Annotated in this window: 11 protein-coding genes; 2 read left to right on the top strand and 9 right to left on the bottom strand. The window is 35.5% G+C overall.

Annotation, left to right across the window (positions count from 1 at the left end; all coding sequences use genetic code 11):
• Window positions 1-35: 35 nt before the first annotated feature.
• The 6 genes from sprA to ruvB all read right to left on the bottom strand — a co-directional run bounded on the left by sprA (window position 36) and on the right by ruvB (window position 12,679).
• Window positions 36-7,235 carry a cell surface protein SprA gene (gene sprA, locus RMO70_RS07120; protein WP_409025074.1) on the bottom strand — a complete coding sequence of 2,400 codons (7,200 nt, stop codon included), beginning with the start codon at window positions 7,233-7,235 and terminating at the stop codon, window positions 36-38.
• A gap of 3 nt (window positions 7,236-7,238) precedes the next feature.
• Window positions 7,239-7,820, bottom strand: a complete 582-nt coding sequence (ruvA, locus tag RMO70_RS07115; RefSeq protein WP_310555733.1) for a Holliday junction branch migration protein RuvA — start codon at window positions 7,818-7,820, stop codon at window positions 7,239-7,241.
• A gap of 79 nt (window positions 7,821-7,899) precedes the next feature.
• Window positions 7,900-10,200 carry an NADP-dependent malic enzyme gene (locus RMO70_RS07110; protein WP_310555732.1) on the bottom strand — a complete coding sequence of 767 codons (2,301 nt, stop codon included), beginning with the start codon at window positions 10,198-10,200 and terminating at the stop codon, window positions 7,900-7,902.
• Window positions 10,201-10,266: 66 nt separating this feature from the next.
• Complete coding sequence (queG, locus tag RMO70_RS07105; RefSeq protein WP_310555731.1) at window positions 10,267-11,208, bottom strand: tRNA epoxyqueuosine(34) reductase QueG; 942 nt, start codon at window positions 11,206-11,208, stop codon at window positions 10,267-10,269.
• A 2-nt stretch (window positions 11,209-11,210) separates the two neighbouring features.
• Window positions 11,211-11,564 (bottom strand): four helix bundle protein, encoded by a 354-nt coding sequence (locus RMO70_RS07100; RefSeq protein ID WP_310555730.1) that lies wholly within the window; start codon window positions 11,562-11,564, stop codon window positions 11,211-11,213.
• Window positions 11,565-11,656: 92 nt separating this feature from the next.
• Window positions 11,657-12,679 (bottom strand): Holliday junction branch migration DNA helicase RuvB, encoded by a 1,023-nt coding sequence (ruvB, locus tag RMO70_RS07095; protein WP_310555729.1) that lies wholly within the window; start codon window positions 12,677-12,679, stop codon window positions 11,657-11,659.
• Window positions 12,680-12,779: 100 nt separating this feature from the next.
• Between ruvB and RMO70_RS07090 the strand changes: the two genes are divergently transcribed.
• The gene (locus RMO70_RS07090) at window positions 12,780-14,186 is read left to right on the top strand and encodes an amino acid permease (RefSeq protein WP_310555728.1); all 1,407 of its coding nucleotides are present in this window, start codon (window positions 12,780-12,782) and stop codon (window positions 14,184-14,186) included.
• Between the two features lie 336 nt (window positions 14,187-14,522).
• Here RMO70_RS07090 and infB read toward each other — a convergent pair whose 3' ends face one another.
• Genes infB through rimP form a run of 3 tightly spaced genes read right to left on the bottom strand, consistent with a single transcriptional unit; the run spans window position 14,523 to window position 19,150 of the window.
• On the bottom strand, window positions 14,523-17,378 hold the full coding sequence (infB, locus tag RMO70_RS07085; protein WP_310555727.1) for a translation initiation factor IF-2: 2,856 nt from the start codon (window positions 17,376-17,378) through the stop codon (window positions 14,523-14,525).
• A gap of 52 nt (window positions 17,379-17,430) precedes the next feature.
• A complete protein-coding gene (gene nusA, locus RMO70_RS07080; RefSeq protein ID WP_310555726.1) occupies window positions 17,431-18,672 on the bottom strand; it encodes a transcription termination factor NusA in 1,242 nt (413 codons plus the stop codon).
• A 10-nt stretch (window positions 18,673-18,682) separates the two neighbouring features.
• The gene (gene rimP / locus RMO70_RS07075; protein WP_310555725.1) at window positions 18,683-19,150 is read right to left on the bottom strand and encodes a ribosome assembly cofactor RimP; all 468 of its coding nucleotides are present in this window, start codon (window positions 19,148-19,150) and stop codon (window positions 18,683-18,685) included.
• A 173-nt stretch (window positions 19,151-19,323) separates the two neighbouring features.
• Here rimP and RMO70_RS07070 point away from each other — a divergent pair.
• Window positions 19,324-19,840 (top strand): universal stress protein (locus RMO70_RS07070; RefSeq protein ID WP_310555724.1); only part of this gene is annotated, 517 nt, incomplete at its 3' end.

The raw sequence follows: 19,840 nt of genomic DNA, 5'->3' as shown, positions 1-19,840 counted from the left end.
AATTATTCGACTAATAATCTGCTTTTATTTCTAATTTAATTTCCAAAATTGTATCTAATGGTTAATCCCGTTCTAATATTGGTAATTGGGAATGATGTCGAAATCACCGCTTTTGAGAACGAATAATCAAAGAAGAAAAGCGTGGTCAAGTTTTTGCTAAAAGCGTAATCCCCTGTTACTTTTGCGGTAACAATACTTTGTCCTCCTGCTAATTGATTGTTGTTGTAGTCTAAATTACGAACAATCGTTTTGTTATTTCGCATCGACAAATCGCCTCTTAAATTGATATCGCTTTTAATAATATTAGATGGATTATCAGCCAATCGGGATCTTATTTTAACGTCTTTAATTCGATACCCTAAACCTATTACATACTCCACTCCTTTTAGCTCTGTCAACAAATTATTATCAAAACTCAACGACAGGGTTCTGTCTTTTTTCATTTCGGCTAGAATTTTAACCGCGTTTTTCATTTCAAATTCCATTTTGAAAAGTGGACTAAACTGTTCTGACAAGTTCACGTTAGAAATAATATTTTTGTTCTGAAAATTTCCACCCGCATCAACAGATGCTGGATTTGTATATTCAAGATTAGAACGGAAAGAGTTTACCGTATATGCCGCTTTGTAGGCGTGCTGTATCGAGAATCGTTTGAATTTACTCTTGAAAAATTTGTAACGCATTAAACCCGTATATTTTAAGTTCCAGTTTGGAATAGGGAAATTTCTAAATGCAGAAAGCGAAATATCTTTAGAACTATTAAAATCGCTAGTATAAGCCGCTAAAAAGGAAGGTAATAATACCGCTTGATTGTTTTTTCCAAAACCAACAGGATACCCAAAATTTGGGCTGGAAGGATCCGTTACTCTTGGAAACAAAGAGGAACCATAGGAAATTTCAGCGAGTCGATTGGCAATTGTCAATCGGCTACCTGTAAAAACATCAAAAGCTGCTGAAGAAATTTCATCGCTTTTAGAAAATGCGGTTCCAATCATTATTGTTGATATGGAAAAATTCCCAAAGTTATAAGGCGATTGAGAGATATAGTTTCCTCCAGAGGTATTAAACTGCTCTGCGAAATTATTTGCATACGTTCTGTCTGCATTCAAATCAATTTTAAAATCTGGAAACAAATCAATCGAAGCATTGGCTGTTAATTGTTTGGTTGTGACTTGGGTGAAATTTTGATTGAACTCAGGATAATTAGTCAACCATCCATTTTTAGCCGCCTCAAATCGAACGTCGTCTTGTAATCCAAAAACAAATCCCAACGATGGTTTTGAAGATCCTAAAAATCCTATGGATGGTAAATAACCCGGAAGTACGGTTCCGTTAGTTTCACTATAGTTAATTTGTACATTCTTAACACTAGTCAAAACACCTATTAATCCATCAAGAAAAATGTTAGGACTTTCTACTTTTGCCTTTGGTTTAGCAACAATTTTCTCCCCTGGTTTTGGTTTTGTTGTAGGCTGTGGTATTTCTTTTCCTTTTGTTGGCCCTAGGTTCTTTGCTTTGCTTTTGGTTAAACCAATGTATTTATAAAAGGCATCCATATTGAATGTGGTATTCAATTTGTGTGAATTAGCGTTTTGAATGGTATTTCCTAAATTAAAACCATCAATCGATTCTAACGCTAAAGAAGCTCTTTGCCAGTTGTAATCTCCTGTAAACGTGTAGTCCGATTTTATAAATGCCAAAGCTGGAATTTTATTAATAGGCAATTCATAATTAGCCGTTAATTGCTGCGAATGCTGGTTTGGCGTGCCAATATTCCAGTAGTCGTCCCAAATGGTAAAGTCATCAATAGGTTCATTATTCTCATCTATATAATTTCGAACTAGATTTGCTGTTGTGGCGGTATAATTCAATCGCAATGATTTGGTCAAATTATAATTGAAGCCATAGTTGTAATTAAACATATAATTGCGACGATACAACGGTTCCAGTCCTATTCCCTGCACCTCAACTTGTCTAAATTGTTGTTTGTTGTATTGCCTTAAAATGGTAGAGCTAAAATTGATACTTGATGGCAAGTAATTAAAATTAAAGTCACTCAACATTTTCCAATAGCTACTTTTCTTTAAAAATGTATTTTTTTTAAACGGCTCAATAGATTTTGGCTTAAAGGTAAAGGCATAATCCGCTGAGCTGCGCTGTTGTTGGTCTATTAATCCTTCAATTTCAAAATCGTGGTGTTCGGTTTCGTTAAACGAATAGGATAATGTTAAATTTTCCGGATCGTAAAAATGTTGTTTTTGTTCCGCTCCACGTTCTTTTCGAACTCCTATAAAATTGATACTTTTTCGTTTGGTATAATCAATAGCACGGTTTTTGAAATTTTCTTTCACGATAGGGTTAGTCGTTACTGCTAACAGTTGTTTTAACTTAATATCTTGATTGAAAGGATCATATTCTGGTGTAATAATTTGTTCCCCAATGGCATAATTAAAAGGTAAATTGATTCCCCATTTTTTAGGTAATAATTTTCCAACATTAACATTGGTTACAATATCGTATTGTTTAGCATCTTCACGACTGCGTTCGTTAGGCGACTGTTCTATCCCACCAAAGCCTATCGTATTCATCCTTCCTGTTGCAGAAAGTGTTATAAAATCAGCTAAATTGGTATCGACACTAGCAATAGCCGCCATACCGCCGTCATTATCAAGTCCCGCTAGACGCAATTCGTTGAACCATACTTCGCCTCGCACAAATTTTGCAGGATCTAAACTTGGATTTTTAACACCAATCATAAGTGTTCTTACAAAGCCAAAGTTAGGATTTCCTTTTATTCCCACTTTCATCCCAGCTTTTGCAGTTGGGCTTAATAGATTAGCCTCTACAAAATTAATCCCATCAGCATCAACAGGTTGATTTCCATCTAAATTTAAAATTTTAAGTTGGGTTAAAATGGAGGTTTGAATATCAATTTCATTTTCGGCTGGCCAAACCTCTGAAGCAGATAATGCTCCTGATGGCGTAACCTTTAATGGAATTTCTATTTGGTAAAAATTACTGGTAAAATCGTTTCCAAAGCGAATGAATCCTACCATTTCATTATCTGCTAAAGGGTTAGCTTCTGCTGGAGCTGGAAGTGCTTCGGCGTGCAAATACATTTTTAATTTTTGGTATTGACGCATATCAACGTCTACATTTTTAAAAACTGCTCTGGAATCCCCTGCTTCCAAACCTTCAATACCAGATTGAGAATCATTTTTATCATATACCCTCAAAGACAAGGATTGTTCGTTTTGATTGATAACCGCATTGTTATTATACAACTGTTCGCGTTCTACACCTGGTGGAGGAATATAGGCAATAGGCAATCTACTACCATTTTCTTCCACATTCACTGCAATGACATCAAATCCTGTTGGGTCATCATCAGGATCATCTGTTGCTTGAAGGGTTTCTGTAAATCGTCTCCATTCGCCACGAACTAAGTCTAAAGACCCCAAACGCACCGTCACTTGCTCGCTAAACCCAGACATAAACATTCGCATAAAACGAATGGATCTAAAATCTGAAATACCGCCCACAGCATTTAAGCCTGTATTTGTAACTGGAATTTTGTACTGTACCCATCTGACTTCAGTTGAAGCATTATTTGCTAAAGGCACAACAGCTGTTCTTAAATCAGATACGAAATTCGCCCCAATCACTGGATTTGGTTTTACATCGATTTCAAATTTATAGTAGGCATCAATAGTATTCATCGTATTATCACGGTTAATATCTTCCACATCTGGTATTGTGGTAGAACCGCGATTGGTGTCTGAAACATTTACAGGAGAGTTTCCTTCTAAACCATTGTATTTTTTGTACCTGTCAATAATGGGTCCTGTAGCATTCAAGAAGTATTGGTAATTGTCTTGCGCAGCATCAATTCCTGCAAAAGTTGGGTATTTCGTATTTTCTTCTGCATCGGACAACCCATTTAAACCAATGTCTTGCAACGCTCTATTACCCTCATTAGTATCAAAAGCATAAATTAACGATTGTGACGCTGGCACTTTTCCCCAATTGGTTGTGATTACGTTTTGATTTGCGCCAACAATTGGCAATCCATTTTCGTATGACTTACGTCCATCTTTTAGTACATCTTCAGAAATTTCACCTAGATTAAAAGTAAGCTTTCCAGTATTTGTGGAATTGGCTGTTTCAGTTGGATTGTTTAAATTATAATAAGGATCTAACATCCAAAATTGAATATACTCAACATTAGATTGCTCAAAGTTAGTCGATGAAATGGAACGCATAATACCTCCAAAATTAGCTGTAGGGTTTGGTAAAATATTGTTTACAGAAGCTGGATTAAAATTATATGGACCCCGTTCTTGTGGATAAAAAGTCATATCCAATGTATTCAAAACAAGCGATTCTCCTGGAGCAATATTTGTTACTGGAAACAATTCTTCATTAGTTACCCTTCGTGTATTGTGTCTGTTAACGTCGATATCGCTTATATCACTTGGTCGTTGGTTTGAATAAAAAGTTGGATCTATTGAGTACCAGGACAGCTTTGCTCGCTTGTGTCCGTATACTAAATTATCCTCAGCAACTCCGCCATCAAACTCTTTTGGCACACTTGACAAGCTCCAAGACAATGGTGCTTTCATATCGATTGTGGTTTGGGAACCTTCAAAATCATCTACATAAACCGTTGCTTCGCCTTGAAATTGATCTCTTTTAGACGTACCTGGTTTCAAAAATGCCACTTCTCCTTTTATGGATAAATTAGAAGGAACATCGGTATCAATATTTGGCAACTTGTTTACTAATCTAGTAAAAAAAGGTACTTCGGTTGAATAGTTTACATTGGCACCAAAAATAGTATTATTGATTGATTCTTGTCCGTAATTTGATTTCTGCGTTTGTGGACTCTCGGTTAATTTTAATAATGTAGCATTCAACTGAAGCTTATCTGAAAATTTATGTTCTACATTGACCCCCATAAATCTTCGATTTTGCTGTCCAAAAACGGCATTATTCTCAACCGATACTTCAATAGGCACTCCAGAGGCTTGGAGTGATGGGTCAAGAATTTGAACTCTACCTGCTTGATAGTTTACACTGTAATCAATCCCTTCTTGCAAAACTCTCCCGCCAGCTGTCACTACAACAGAACCTCTTGGCACATTTGCTGCACCTAATGATATCCCTTGCCCACCCGTTGATTTGAATTTTCCACGCAATTGAAATTTATTTTTATCGCTCTCTTGTAACGCAACAGCTTGGGTTTGCGTATATAAATTTCGAAAAACATATTTCTTTTGATTGGCATTAAAGTCAATACTTGAATTCGGATCACCCGAATAGTTTTCAGTTGGTGTAGCACGTAATTTTTCAAACAATGTCTTTCCAAATGGCTCTACAGAAGTAAAAATTATACGCCCATTTTGTGTATCTATTGTTAAACCTGGAATAAAATCAAAAAAACCATCGCCTCCATTTTGGGGGTCGTTATTAAAATTCAATTTGTCTACATTCAATACTTTTAACAAAGGTGTTTCTGCCACACCAACTGGCAATGGATTAGCTATACTTGCTGGGGTAATATAATTTAATGGTGCTGGATCAGTATATAAAATATTAAATTTAAAATCAGCTTGTTCCAGCTGATATGCGCCTTGTATTTGATAAATATTTTTCATCATCAAATTCCAAACAGGAGAAGTAACACTGGTTAAATTCCCTTTTAGCATTTTCAGAATCAAACTTTGAGTAGTGGGTATTGTTGAAGTGTTAGTAACTACAGTCGCATCAACGCCATCAGTTCCAAACTCTCCTACTTGAAATACATCTGGTCCAACTGTGTACTGGTAAGCCACAGCAAGTACTTCATCATTTGTCAATCGTTGGTTTAAAGATAAATACCCCAATTGCGGATGAAAAGTATATTCATTTGATGTTAATTTTCGAGCATTTTCTAATTTAGAATAATCCCTTCCTTCACTGACTGTAATGTTAAATCCTGCTCCAGCAGTAGCAATTTCTCTAATGCCTGAGTTCAATAAATTAGAACCTATCTGTTCTGGATCAAATTTATTATTTGCATTATCTGACGGTGTATCTAGTCCAACATTAAAAAATCCTGCTGGTGGAACACCTACAATACTAGAATCTGGAATTCCTGTTATTTGCGATTCCCCTAAATCTTGAAGTGCAACAATATTTCTTAAATTATTTCCCTCAGATGTTGTGTTTATTCGATTTTGACGATTGGTTATCCAAACTTCCATTCGGGTAATTTGCGCTCTAGAGTTTATATATGGATAATTTTCTAATGATTTATCGTATCGATTTCTAAAATATTGTGATAGAAAAAAGTGTCTGTCTGCATCGTAATCTAATGCAAAAGCATCAAATTCCTGAACTGTTCCTCCTCCTTCTGACGTTACCGTTTTAGTTTGTGACTTTTGATCCGAAAAAACACCAGTAACTGTAGTTTTACCAAATTGAAATTGTGCTTTCACACCAAACAAACTTTGCGAACCTCTGATTAAGGTGCTGTTTAAAGGCATACTTACGTTACCTACTTCAATTTTTTGAAGAATATCATCTTCGGTTGGAGTGTATTCTAATTTTATAAGGTTTTGAAATGCAAAAGTAGATTCTGTATCGTAATTGGCGTTTACTTTCAAACGAGTTCCCACTTTTCCTAGCAAACTTAAACTAATTCGCTGGTCAAAATCAAAGGTTGTTGTTTTTCTATTTCTAGGAGAAAATGAAGGATTGTCTTGTTTTGAAAAGCGTGCACCCAAATCGACTTCAACCGTCCCTGTTGGTTTCACATCGATGGTATTACTACCAAAAATTGATTCGAAGAAACCAGAGTTTATATAATATCGTGGTAATAAATCTTTTTTAGCATCTTTACTATCTGCTTTTTTTCCATCAATAGCATCTGATTTTTTTTGAAAATATTCACGAACTGCTTCTCTTGAAATGAGTTCTTGGTATTCTTTTGGAGTAAGAACTATTGGGTAATTGATATTAAACCCTTCAAAGGTTTTGGTATAAATGTATCGATCTGTAATCGGATCGTATGTATATGCTTCTAGGATACTGTTTGGATCTGAAATAGTAAGATTAGCTTTACTGTAGCCTTTTACGGTATCTTGTGGCGTCACAACAACTTGACTTTGTGTAGTTACAGAAAACGAAAAAATCAGTATAAAAAAACTGAATTTAATGAATGTATTAAAATGATGTAAACCTATTTTTTTCAATGATTATAAATTTTTTAAGGCTTGTTTAATAATCGTTTCAACGGATGCATCTGGCATTTCTCTGACGATTTTTTCAACCATTTTTTCTGATGCTTTTCTGATAAATCCTAAAACCTCTAATGCAGATAACGCTTCATCTTTGTTTGTATTGCTTTGAGAAACGGAAACTTCGTCTAAATCATATAGTTTTAACACTTTTTCTTTCAAATCAAGGATGGTTCGCTGAGCTGTTTTCACACCAATTCCCTTAATGGATTGAATGGTTCCTACATCACCAGAACCAATAGCATTGATGATTTGTTTTGGCTCAATAGAAGAAAGCATTGTTCTAGCAATATTGGCTCCAATGCCTGAAACTGAAATTAATAATTTGAAAATCTCTCTTTCTGATTTTTCTACAAAACCGAACAAAGAATGACTGTCTTCTTTTACTAAAAGATGCGTGAAAAGTTTTAAATTCTCATTGTTGGAAATTAAACTATAGGTATGTAACGAAATATTAATATGATAACCAACACCATTACAGTCTATTACAACTTCAGTAGGTGATTTTTCAACTAATTTTCCTTGAATGTGTGCAATCATAATCTATTTCGTTAACCGCCAAATATACTAATTTTCTTTAATTAGGAACATTTTTTAGGTCTAAAGGCGTGATTTCCTGTTAAAAATTTTGATTTATTCTTGATTTTTGTTTTTTCTCTTTTTCCTGAGCGTCCACAACAGCAACAGCAGCCATATTTACCATTTCTTCTACACTGGCTCCCAACTGAAAAATATGTACTGGCTTGTCCATTCCCAACATTATTGGACCAATAGAATCAATTTTATTTAATTCTTTTAGCATTTTGTAGGTAATATTTGCCGACTCGAGATTTGGAAAAATAATCGTATTCACTTTATGTCCTGCTAATTTCGAAAAAGGAAATTTACTTTTTAACATATCTGGATTCAAAGCAAAATCCGTCTGAATTTCGCCATCAACGATTAGGTATGGGTAATATTTGTGTAAATACGCAACGGATTCTCTAACTTTTTCGGCACTCTCATTTTTTGAAGAACCAAAATTAGAGAACGAAACCATAGCAATAACAGGTTCCATTCCAAACATTTTAACCGTTTTAGCGGTCATTAAAGCAATTTTTGCCAAATCATCTGATGTAGGATTGGGATTAATGGCGGTGTCTGACAAGAACATTGGACCACGCTCCGTCATCATCATATTCGTAGTCGCAATTCTAGTAACGCCAGGTGCTTTCCCAATAAGCTCCATTATAGGTTTTACAACCGATGGATAACTTCTTGAGTATCCTGTTACCAGGGCATCTGCTTCGCCTTCGTTAACCATCATTGCGGCAAAATAATTGCGTTCTCGCATCCATTTTTGAGCGTCCAATAAAGAGATTCCTCGACGTCGGCGCGATTGCCAATATATTTCAGCATAACGCAATCTGCGAACATCTTCCTCTTTGGTTTTTGGGTCTAAAATTTCGACCTCAGCATCAAAACCTATTTCTTCTTTGAGTTCTAAAATAATTTCTTTATTTCCTAATAAAATTGGAATACCAATACCTTCTTCAAGCACAATTTGAGCCGCTTTTAAAACATCCAAATGGTCTGCTTCGGCAAAAATAATTCGTTTAGGATCGGTTTTGGCTCTATTGGCTAAAAGCCGAACCATTTTATTGTCAGAACCTAAACGTTCTTGTAATTCTTCTATATATTTCCCCCAATCGGTGATTGGATTTAGAGCCACTCCAGATTCCATTGCGGCTCTAGCCACAGCTGGAGCTACGGTAGATATTAATCTTGGATCAAACGGTTTTGGAATGATATAATCCCGACCAAAATTTAATTTGGTTTCGCCATAAGCAATATTCACTTGTTCTGGAACCGATTGTTTTGCCAAACAAGCTAGCGCTTTAACGGCTGCCATTTTCATAGCTTCGTTAATTTTGGTAGCTCTCACATCGAGTGCACCACGAAAAATATATGGAAAACCAAGAACATTATTGACCTGATTTGGAAAATCAGAGCGACCAGTAGCCATAATAATATCTTTACGAGTAGAAACTGCCAAACTATAATCGATTTCGGGAATTGGATTTGCCATTGCAAAAACAATAGGATCGTTTGCCATTCCTATCAACATATCAGGAGTTAAAATGTTTCCAGCAGAAAGCCCAAGAAAAACATCGGCATTGATTAAAGATTCGTGAAGCGTAGTATTTGGTTTTGCTTTAGAATATTTTTTTTGTAAGTCGGACAAATCGGTTCTTTCAGAAGAAAGCACGCCGTCTTTATCAAACATAATTATATTTTCAGGATTTACACCTAATAGTACATATAAATTGGCACACGCCAATGCCGCAGAACCCGCACCTGAAACGACTAGTTTTATATTTTCAATTTTTTTATTGGCTAGTTCTAATGCATTCAACAAAGCCGCCGATGATATAATGGCAGTTCCGTGTTGGTCGTCGTGCATCACTGGAATGTTCAATTCTTCGACCAAGCGTCTTTCAATTTCAAAAGATTCTGGTGCTTTAATATCTTCTAGATTTATACCTCCGAAAGTAGGCGCAATGGCTTTTACGGTTTCGACAAATTTATCAATATCGGTGGCGTCAACTTCAATATCAAAAACATCAATATCAGAAAATATTTTAAACAACAATGCTTTTCCTTCCATTACTGGTTTTGAAGCTTCTGGGCCAATATCACCAAGACCTAAAACGGCAGTTCCATTGGTAATTACAGCAACAAGATTTCCTTTGGCGGTATATTTGTAAACGTTGTTCACGTCTTTTGCAATTTCCAAACAAGGTTCTGCTACCCCTGGCGAATAAGCTAACGACAAGTCACGTTGGGTAGCATATTTTTTAGTCGGAACTACTTTTATTTTTCCCGGAGTTGGCTTTGCGTGGTATAGTAATGCTTCTCTTCTTTTGTTATCTTTTGACATATTTTTTCAAAATACTATGAATTTACAAAGTTATAATATGCAATGGAAGTAGAAAGCTTTTAACGATTAATCTTTTAGAAAGTTAATATTTCTTTTCAGTCCTTCTAATTTGGTTCTTTTTACAGCGGAGTTTTTAAATACTTTTTTAAAAGTATCTTCTGTTATTTCTTCCCAGTCTTTTTTCGAGAAAGATAAAATTTCTGGATTGGGATTAAAAAGCGGTTCATTGTGTGATTTTGAAAATTTATTCCAAGGGCAAACATCTTGACAAACGTCGCAACCAAAAGCCCAATCATCCAATTTGCCTTTCATTTCTTGGGGAATATTTTCTTTGAGTTCGATGGTGAAATAAGAGATGCATTTGCTTCCGTCAACGACATACGGCGCAACAATGGCTTCGGTCGGGCAAGCATCGATGCAAGAAGTACAATTGCCACAATGATCTGTTGTAGCATTATCATATTCTAAATCTAAATCAACAATGAGTTCCGCAATAAAATAAAAAGAACCGACTTGCTTTGTAATCAAATTTCCATTTTTGCCCAACCAACCCAAACCTGATTTTGCTGCCCAAGCTTTATCGAGAACTGGAGCAGAGTCTACAAAAGCCCGTCCTGAAACTTCGCCAATTTCGGTTTGGACAAAATGCAATAACGCCGCAAGTTTCTCTTTAATTACAAAATGATAATCTTGTCCGTAGGCGTATTTTGAAATTTTATAAGATTCTGAATTTTGAACTTCCGATGGATAATAATTCAGCAATAGTGAAATGATACTTTTAGCACCATCAACCAATAAAGTTGGATTTAATCGTTTGTCAAAATGGTTTTCCATATAAGACATTTGTCCATTCATCTTGTTATTGAGCCAATTTTCTAATCTTGGTGCTTCGGCTTCTAGAAAGCCTGCTTTGGAAATGCCACAAGACAAAAACCCGAGGCGTTTGGCTTCGGATTTGATGAGGGAAGTGTAGAGGGAAGTTGGAAGATGGGAGTTGGAAGATGCCATTGTTATTTTAATCGAGATTTGAAAGCAATAGTCATATTCATTAAATCAAATGATTCTTTGTAGAGTTTATCAAAAACCGCAACACTAATGTAATCCCTTCTTTTTGCTTTGTACAAACAAGTAACAACTTCGGCTAACGAATGAACAGAATATCCCAAAAATCTATTGAACTCAGCATCAGATTGTTCTATTGAACCCTCAGAAATATTTAATGCCACAGAATCCGAAGCTCTTAAAATTTGAGAAGAAAGATTATACATTTCGTGTTTAGGGAACTCTTTAATAATATTATTTATATCTTCTCCAAAATCCATAGCCTTCTTCCATATAATCAATTTCTCAAATTTAAAACTCATATTGCATTTTTTTTTTGGAAGTTTGAAGTTTGAAGATAAATACTTCCAGACTTCCAACTCCTAACTTCCTGCTTCTAACTTCCATCTTTTATCTAAAAAAGCCCTCCTTGAATATTTGTTTTAATTCTTCCTAAATGCTTATACGCTTTTTCAGTGACTTCTCTTCCACGTGGTGTTCGCATAATGAATCCTTCTTGAATCAAAAACGGTTCGTAAACTTCTTCAATAGTTTCGCCACTTTCGGAAACGGCTGTTGCCAAAGTGGACAGTCCTACTGGACCACCTTTGAACTTATCGATAATTGTGGTTAGAATTTTATTGTCCATTTCGTCCAATCCGTGAGCATCAACGTTTAGAGCTTGTAACGAATATTTTGCAATTTCAATATCGATACTTCCATTGCCTTTTATTTGTGCAAAATCTCGAACTCGACGTAACATCGCATTGGCAATACGAGGTGTTCCACGACTTCTTCCTGCTATTTCGATAGCGGCTTCCATAGTGATTGGCATTTTCAAAATAGCGGAACTTCGTTGTACAATAGTGGTTAACAATTCGGTGTTGTAATATTGTAATCGGCTTTGAATTCCGAAACGAGCTCGCATTGGTGCTGTCAATAATCCTGAACGTGTGGTTGCTCCTACTAATGTAAAAGGCGATAAATTAATTTGAACGGATCTAGCATTTGGTCCAGATTCAATCATAATGTCTATTTTGAAATCTTCCATTGCAGAATACAAATACTCTTCGACAATAGGACTCAATCTGTGAATTTCATCAATGAACAAAACATCACGTTCGTCCAAATTGGTCAACAATCCTGCCAAATCTCCTGGTTTGTCTAAAACTGGTCCTGAAGTAATTTTGATACCAACACCCAATTCGTTTGCCAAAATATTTGCCAAAGTGGTTTTCCCTAATCCTGGTGGCCCGTGAAACAGGGTGTGATCTAGTGCTTCACCACGCTGATTGGCAGCTTGCACAAATATTTTTAGGTTTTCTAAAACTTGTTCTTGTCCTGTAAAATCATCAAACGAGAGTGGACGCAATTTTTTTTCTAAATCGAGTTCTTCTGCGTTATAATTCTGATTGGTTGGATCTAAATTCTCATTCATTTTACAAATATAAAAAAGTTTATTCGTGGATTTGGTTATTTGTTTATTTGATAGCACTATATTTAATAAAAAAGCTATATTAGCTTCAAAAATACTTTTTATGCAAGACAATACAGAAAATTTTAAACGCGAATTGGGTTTGTTCGACGGAACAATGCTTGTTGTAGGTTCGATGATTGGATCTGGAATTTTTATTGTGAGTTCAGACATTGCTCGTCAAGTTGGATCAGCAGGTTGGTTGACACTAATTTGGGTTGTTTCGGGATTGATTACTATGATTGCCGCTGTTAGCTATGGTGAGTTGAGTGCAATGTTTCCAAAAGCAGGTGGACAATATGTTTATTTGCAAGAAGCCTACGGAAAATTGGTTGCTTTTTTATACGGCTGGAGTTTCTTTTCTGTTATTCAAACTGGAACAATTGCTGCGGTTGGTGTTGGTTTTTCTAAATTTGCTGCCTATTTGATTCCAGCAGTTAGCGATGAAAATGTGTTGATGAATATTGGAGTTTTCAAACTTAATGCTGCACAAATTGTTTCCATTACTACTATTATTTTCTTGACTTTTCTGAACAGTCGTGGCGTAAAAAACAGCAAAATATTGCAAACCATTTTAACTATCATTAAAATTTTATCTCTTTTTGGATTACTGATTTTTGGATTTATTTTGGCTGCTAAAGCAGATATTTGGAACGCTAACTGGACTGATGTTTGGGCTACGAAAAAATATGTAAAAGAAACGGCATCGTGGCTTCCAATTTCAGGAATTGCTTTGGTTTCGGGAATTGCTGCGGCTATGGTAGGATCATTGTTTTCGAGCGATGCTTGGAACGGAGTTACCTTTATTGCTGGTGAAATTAAAAACCCGAAACGTAATGTTGGTTTGAGTTTGTTTCTAGGAACTTTGGTGGTTAGTATCATTTATATTCTGATGAATTTGATGTACTTGGCTGTAATTCCATTTGAAGAAATTGCTACTGCAAAATCAGATCGTGTTGCTGTTGTGGCATCGCAATACATTTTTGGAGATATTGGAACTTCGATAATTGCCGTTATGATTATGATTTCGACTTTTGCTTGCAATAATGGACTGATTATGGCTGGTGCAAGAGTTTATTATACGATGGCGAAAGATGGTTTGTTTTTCAAGAAAGCGGCTGTTTTGAATCCAGCTGGAGTGCCTTCTTGGGCGTTGTGGGCGCAATGCATTTGGGCTTCGGTGTTGTGTTTGACTGGAAAATATGGCTCTTTATTGGATTTTGTCATCATTATTGCACTAATCTTTTATATTCTTACTATTTATGGAATTTTCAGGCTTCGCAAGAAAATGCCAGATGCCGAACGTCCTTATAGATCGTTTGGATATCCGTTTTTGCCAGCTTTGTATCTTGTGATTGCCAGTGCAGTTTCCATTGCTTTGCTTGTCACACAAACCGCTACTTGTGGTTGGGGTGTTTTGATTATGGTTATTGGGATTCCTATTTATTATGTTGTGAATAAAAGAAAATAGTTTTTATAAAGTAAGGAAGAGTAAATTTTTTTGCCACAGATTCTCAGATTTTAAATAAAATCTGAGAATCTGTGGCATCTTTTTTATATGTAATTTACTAAGTATGATTTGTTTTAATTATGAACTGACGGGTTTTTAGCCCAGATTGCAGTGGAAAGCTTTTTGAAATGGTGTTGCCTTTTTTCTTGTTGAAAAATAGCGACCAAAGGAAGCTCATTTTTTGACTTAGAAAAAAGCAACAAGATGAAAAAACTTGTAATGCAAAGCTGGAAATAGCTCAAAATAAAAAACCCAACAAAATTGCTTCTGTTGGGTTCTGTTTTTATAGTTTGAATATTATTTCAGTTTACGTTTTACAGCTACTTCTGTAAATCCTTCGATAATATCATCGATTTCGATTTCATTGAATCCTTTGATTTGGATACCACAATCGTAACCTTTTGCTACTTCTTTTACATCGTCTTTGAAACGTTTCAGTGCAATAATATCACCTGTGTGAATTACTACATTGTCACGAAGTACTCTTACTTTGTTTGCTCTTAGAATCTTACCATCTGTAATCATACATCCTGCAATAGTTCCTACTTTAGAAATTTTGAAAAGCTCTCTAACGCCTGCAAGTCCTGTAATTTCTTCTTTCATTTCTGGAGAAAGCATTCCTTCCATTGCATCACGAAGATCATCAATCGCAGCGTAGATAATAGAATAATGACGAATGTCGATTTCTTCTTTATCGGCTAATTGCTTAGCGTTTCCTGCTGGACGAACGTTGAATCCGATGATAATTGCATCTGATGCAGAAGCCAACATTACATCAGTTTCTGTAATAGCTCCAACTCCTTTGTGAATGATGTTGATTTGAATTTCTGGTGTAGATAATTTTGAGAATGAATCTGATAATGCTTCCACTGAACCATCAACGTCTCCTTTAAGGATAATGTTTAATTCTTTAAATTGTCCTAATGCGATACGACGACCAATTTCGTCCAACGTAATGTGACGTTGTACACGAACTGATTGCTCACGCATTAATTGTGTACGTTTTGCTGCAATAGCTTTTGCTTCTCTTTCGTCAGCAAAAATATTGAACTTGTCACCTGCTGTTGGTGCACCAGCCAAACCTAAAATAGATATTGGTGTTGATGGCCCTGCTTCGGTAACATTATTTCCACGTTCGTCTTGCATTGCTTTGATTTTTCCGTGGTTTTTACCAGCAAGAATATAATCTCCTACACGCATTGTTCCAGCTTGTACTAATACAGTTGATACATAACCACGCCCTTTGTCAAGGAATGCTTCTACAACGGTTCCAGTTGCTGGTTTGTTTGGGTTTGCTTTAAGGTCTAAAACTTCCGCTTCAAGCAATACTTTTTCTAACAATTCTTTCATACCTATACCTGTTTTTGCAGATATATCTTGCGATTGGTATTTCCCTCCCCAGTCTTCGACTAGGAAATTCATTGCTGCTAATTTTTCCTTGATTTTTTCAGGATTAGCATTTTGCTTATCTACTTTATTTATAGCAAATATGATTGGTACGTTTGCTGCTTGCGCATGCGATATTGCCTCTTTGGTTTGTGGCATAATATCATCATCGGCAGCCACTACAATAATAGCGATATCGGTAACTTGAGCTCCACGTGCACGCATCGCGGTAAACGCTTCGTGACCTGGTGTATCTAAAAAGGCAATTTTTTGACCATTTTCTAGTTCTACTCCGTAAGCACCAATATGTTGTGTGATTCCTCCTGATTCTCCAGCAATTACATTTGTTTTACGAACATAATCCAGCAACGATGTTTTACCGTGATCGACGTGACCCATTACAGTAACAATCGGTGCACGATGTTTCAATTCTTCTGGTGCATCTTCAACTACTTCGATGTTTTCTTCAAGGTCTGTTGTTATGAATTCGACTTCAAAGCCAAACTCATCACAAACTATGGTTAATGTTTCAGCATCTAAACGCTGATTCATTGTTACCATTATTCCAAGTGACATACAGGTTCCAATTACTTTGGTAATTGGCACATCCATCATTGTGGCAACCTCACCAACAGTAACAAATTCTGTTACTTTAATGGTTTTGCTTCCTGCTTCTATTTCTCTTTGTTCGTCATCAGATTTTTGACGGTGTGTATCTCTTTTATCACGACGGTATTTTGCCGCTTTGGATTTGCTTCCTTTTCCTTGCAAACGCTCTAAGGTTTCTTTGATTTGGTTTTTTACTTCCTCTTCGGTAGGCTCCACTTTTGCAACAATAGCTGGTCTTGCTCCTTTTACAAATCCTGGTTTGTTGGCACGATTAAAACCACCACCCATTGCGTTTCCGCCACCTGTGTTTGGTCTAATCACATTTGCACCAGGTACTCTTGGAGTCGCATTGGCTTCTCCTGGTTTTGGAGCGATGCGCTTGCGTTTATTTTTGTTTGCGTTATTATTGGCGTTATTATTTCCCGCAGGTTTAATAGCTCCTTTTTCTTCTACTTTCTTTTTAGGTTTGTTAAACTGCGATAAATCGATAGTTTGACCTGAAAAAGTAGGTCCAGAAAGTTTTGTGTATTTAGTTTCGTGTGTCTCATCAACTGGAGTTTCTTCTTCTGAAGGTTTTGAAGTAACTACTGGTTTTTGTTCTACAAGAGGTTTTTTATCTGCTTTAGGTGCCACTACCTTTGGCTCAAGTGGTTTAGGCTGATTTTCTTTTGGTGCCACAATTTTTGATTCAACTTTAAGCTCAATTTTAGGTTGAACAACAACTTCTTTAGGCTGAACTACTTGTTGTTTAGGCTGAACTACTTGTTGCTTAGGTTGAATAATCGCAGCAGGTTTTGGAGATAAATCAATCATCCCAACTTGCTTTGGACCAGTAACATTAGTCGCTTTGGCTCTAATTACTTCTTGACGTTGACGTTCTTCGTCCACCTTGCGTTTTTCTTCTATTTCGTACTCTCTTTCAACACGCAAAGCTTCTTTTTCTTTTCGCTTTTCTTCGCCAACTTCTTTTGAAGCGTCTTTGTTCCCTTTGTCTCCAGCAAATTGATTCGATAGGACATTATACACTTCGTCAGAGATTTTCGTATTAGGATTAGACTCAATAACGTGTCCTTTATCCTTTAAATAATCTACGGCTCTTTCTAACGAAATGTTAAACTCCCTTAAAACTTTGTTTATTCTTATTGTACCTTCAGACATAAAATCTTTTTATATTATCTTTTTATTGTGGTATGCGTATGCGTTTAGAGAGTTATTCTTCGAATTCTTCTCTTAAAATTCTAACTACTTCAAGAATAGTTTCTTCTTCTAAATCAGTTCTACGTATTAAGTCGTTTACATCTTGACTTAAAATACTTTTTGCTGTATCCAAACCAATTTTTGCAAATTCGTCAATAATCCAACCTTCTATTTCATCTGAAAACTCTGTTAATTCAACATCGTCATCAGCAGCAACTGTTCCTTCTCTAATTACATCAAGCTCATAACCTGTTAATTGTCCGGCTAATTTTATATTGTGTCCACCACGCCCAATTGCTTTGGAAACTTCTTCTAGTTTCAAGAATACTTCAGCACGTTTTGTTTCTTCATTAATTTTAATTGAAGATACTTTTGCAGGGCTTAATGCTCTTGTGATATACAATTGAATGTTTGTTGTATAATTGATAACATCGATATTTTCGTTTCCTAATTCCCGGACTATTCCGTGAATACGCGAACCTTTCATACCAACACAAGCTCCAACAGGATCTATTCTATCATCATAAGAATCCACAGCTACTTTTGCTTTTTCACCAGGAATACGAACAACATTTTTCACCATAATTAATCCGTCAAAAACTTCTGGAATTTCTTGTTCAAATAATTTTTCTAAAAACTTCTCTGAAGTTCTAGACATAATAATTTGAGGCTTGTTCCCTTTTAATTCAACGCTTTCAATGATTCCACGGACATTATCTCCTTTACGGAAGAAATCAGATGGAATTTGTTTTTCTTTTGGCAATACGATTTCGTTTCCGTCATCATCAACCAAAATTACAACTCTTGGTCGCACGTGATGTACTTCTGCGGTGTAAATATCGCCAATTAAATCTTTAAATTGTTTGTAAAGATTTGTATTATCGTGTTCGTGTATTTTAGAAATTAAGTTTTGACGCAATGCCAAGATTGATCTTCTACCTAAATCGATAAGTTTTACTTCTTCAGAAACTTCTTCTCCAATCTCGAAATCGGGTTCAATTTTTCTAGCATCAGTTAACGTAATTTCAAGATGATCTAAATCTAAATCATCATCAGCTACAATAACTCTGCGTTGCCAAATTTCCATGTCTCCTTTATCAGGATTGATAATAATGTCAAAATTATCATCTGAACCGTATTTTTTCTTCAATGCATTTCTAAATACATCTTCTAAAATCGCCATAAGCGTTACACGATCAATGAGTTTATCGTCTTTAAACTCTGAAAATGAATCGATTAATGCTAAATTTTCCATGCCAACTTTTTTAATTAAATATAATTATAACCACTGCTTCTTGAATATCCGAATATGCAAATTTTTCATTATGAAGCACTGTTTCTTTACCTTTTCCTATTTTTTTGGGTTCTCTCGAACTCCATTCTACTGTAATCTCTTCGTCTGAAAACTCTAAAAGCAAAGCTTCTATGGTTTGAGATGCTGTTTTTATCTTTAAAGTTCTTCCAATATTTTTTTTGTACTGACGAACTAATTTTAATGGTAATGAAACACCCGCCGAAGCAACTTCTAATGCAAAATCTACTTCTTCTCGGTCTAAATTAGCATCAATTGCTCGACTTATATTAATACAATCTTGTAACTGAACACCGTTATCGCCATCTAAAGTTACAACAATTTTGTTTGCATCATTGATATTTAAATCAATCAAAAATAGGCTTGGATATTCTGCCAACCCTTGCTCTAACAATTCTTTTACTTTGTCTTTAAATGTCATATTGTATAAAAAGAGGGAAGCAGTGCTTCCCTCATTATTTAGATAAACTGCTTAATAATGCGCAAATATACTACTTTTTTTTAATTTACGAAATTTTGATTTATGTTAAATAATTTCCTACCTTTAATAAATAATTAAACTATTAATGATTATTAACCCTAAAACCAACGATTATGAAACGAATATTAGTTCCTACCGATTTTTCAGAAAATGCTGAACACGCTCTAAAAGTTGCTGCGCAAATTGCAAGAGATACAAACGGAGAAATATTTTTAGTACACATGTTAGAGCTTCCTTCGCAAATGGCAGATGCCGTTAGTGGAGGCGCAGCAGTTCCTGAAATTATGCTTTTTTTAAACAAAGCACACGAAAAACTAGAAGAAGTACTGACTCGTGATTATCTGGAAGGAATTAAAGTAAGTGAAGCCGTAAAACTAGAAAGTGCGTTTGAAGGAATTATAAAATCTAGCAAAAAGAACAACATAGACCTTGTAGTTATGGGCTCTCACGGCACATCTGGATTCCAAGAATTACTAATAGGTTCTACTACCGAGAAAATAGTTAGATCATCTGAAGCTCCGGTTTTAGTAATCAAACATGATACAAATAATTTTAAAACAGATCGTTTTGTCTTTGCTTCAGATTTTTCTAAGGAAGTAAAAAAACCATTCGAAAAAATTATTGCTTTTG

The sequence above is a fragment of the Flavobacterium sp. genome, assembly GCF_031422135.1.
Lineage (GTDB): Bacteria > Bacteroidota > Bacteroidia > Flavobacteriales > Flavobacteriaceae > Flavobacterium.
Note: the sequence above shows the minus strand (reverse complement) of the source record. Positions and strands in the feature narration are given on the sequence as shown.

Bases quoted from the DNA above. Each gene is read 5' to 3' on its own strand.
- ruvA (WP_310555733.1), bottom strand. From the start codon at position 7,820: ATGATTGCACACATTCAAGGAAAATTAGTTGAAAAATCACCTACTGAA.
- RMO70_RS07110 (WP_310555732.1), bottom strand. From the start codon at position 10,200: ATGTCAAAAGATAACAAAAGAAGAGAAGCATTACTATACCACGCAAAG.
- queG (WP_310555731.1), bottom strand. From the start codon at position 11,208: ATGGCATCTTCCAACTCCCATCTTCCAACTTCCCTCTACACTTCCCTC.
- RMO70_RS07100 (WP_310555730.1), bottom strand. From the start codon at position 11,564: ATGAGTTTTAAATTTGAGAAATTGATTATATGGAAGAAGGCTATGGAT.
- ruvB (WP_310555729.1), bottom strand. From the start codon at position 12,679: ATGAATGAGAATTTAGATCCAACCAATCAGAATTATAACGCAGAAGAA.
- RMO70_RS07090 (WP_310555728.1), top strand. From the start codon at position 12,780: ATGCAAGACAATACAGAAAATTTTAAACGCGAATTGGGTTTGTTCGAC.
- infB (WP_310555727.1), bottom strand. From the start codon at position 17,378: ATGTCTGAAGGTACAATAAGAATAAACAAAGTTTTAAGGGAGTTTAAC.
- nusA (WP_310555726.1), bottom strand. From the start codon at position 18,672: ATGGAAAATTTAGCATTAATCGATTCATTTTCAGAGTTTAAAGACGAT.
- rimP (WP_310555725.1), bottom strand. From the start codon at position 19,150: ATGACATTTAAAGACAAAGTAAAAGAATTGTTAGAGCAAGGGTTGGCA.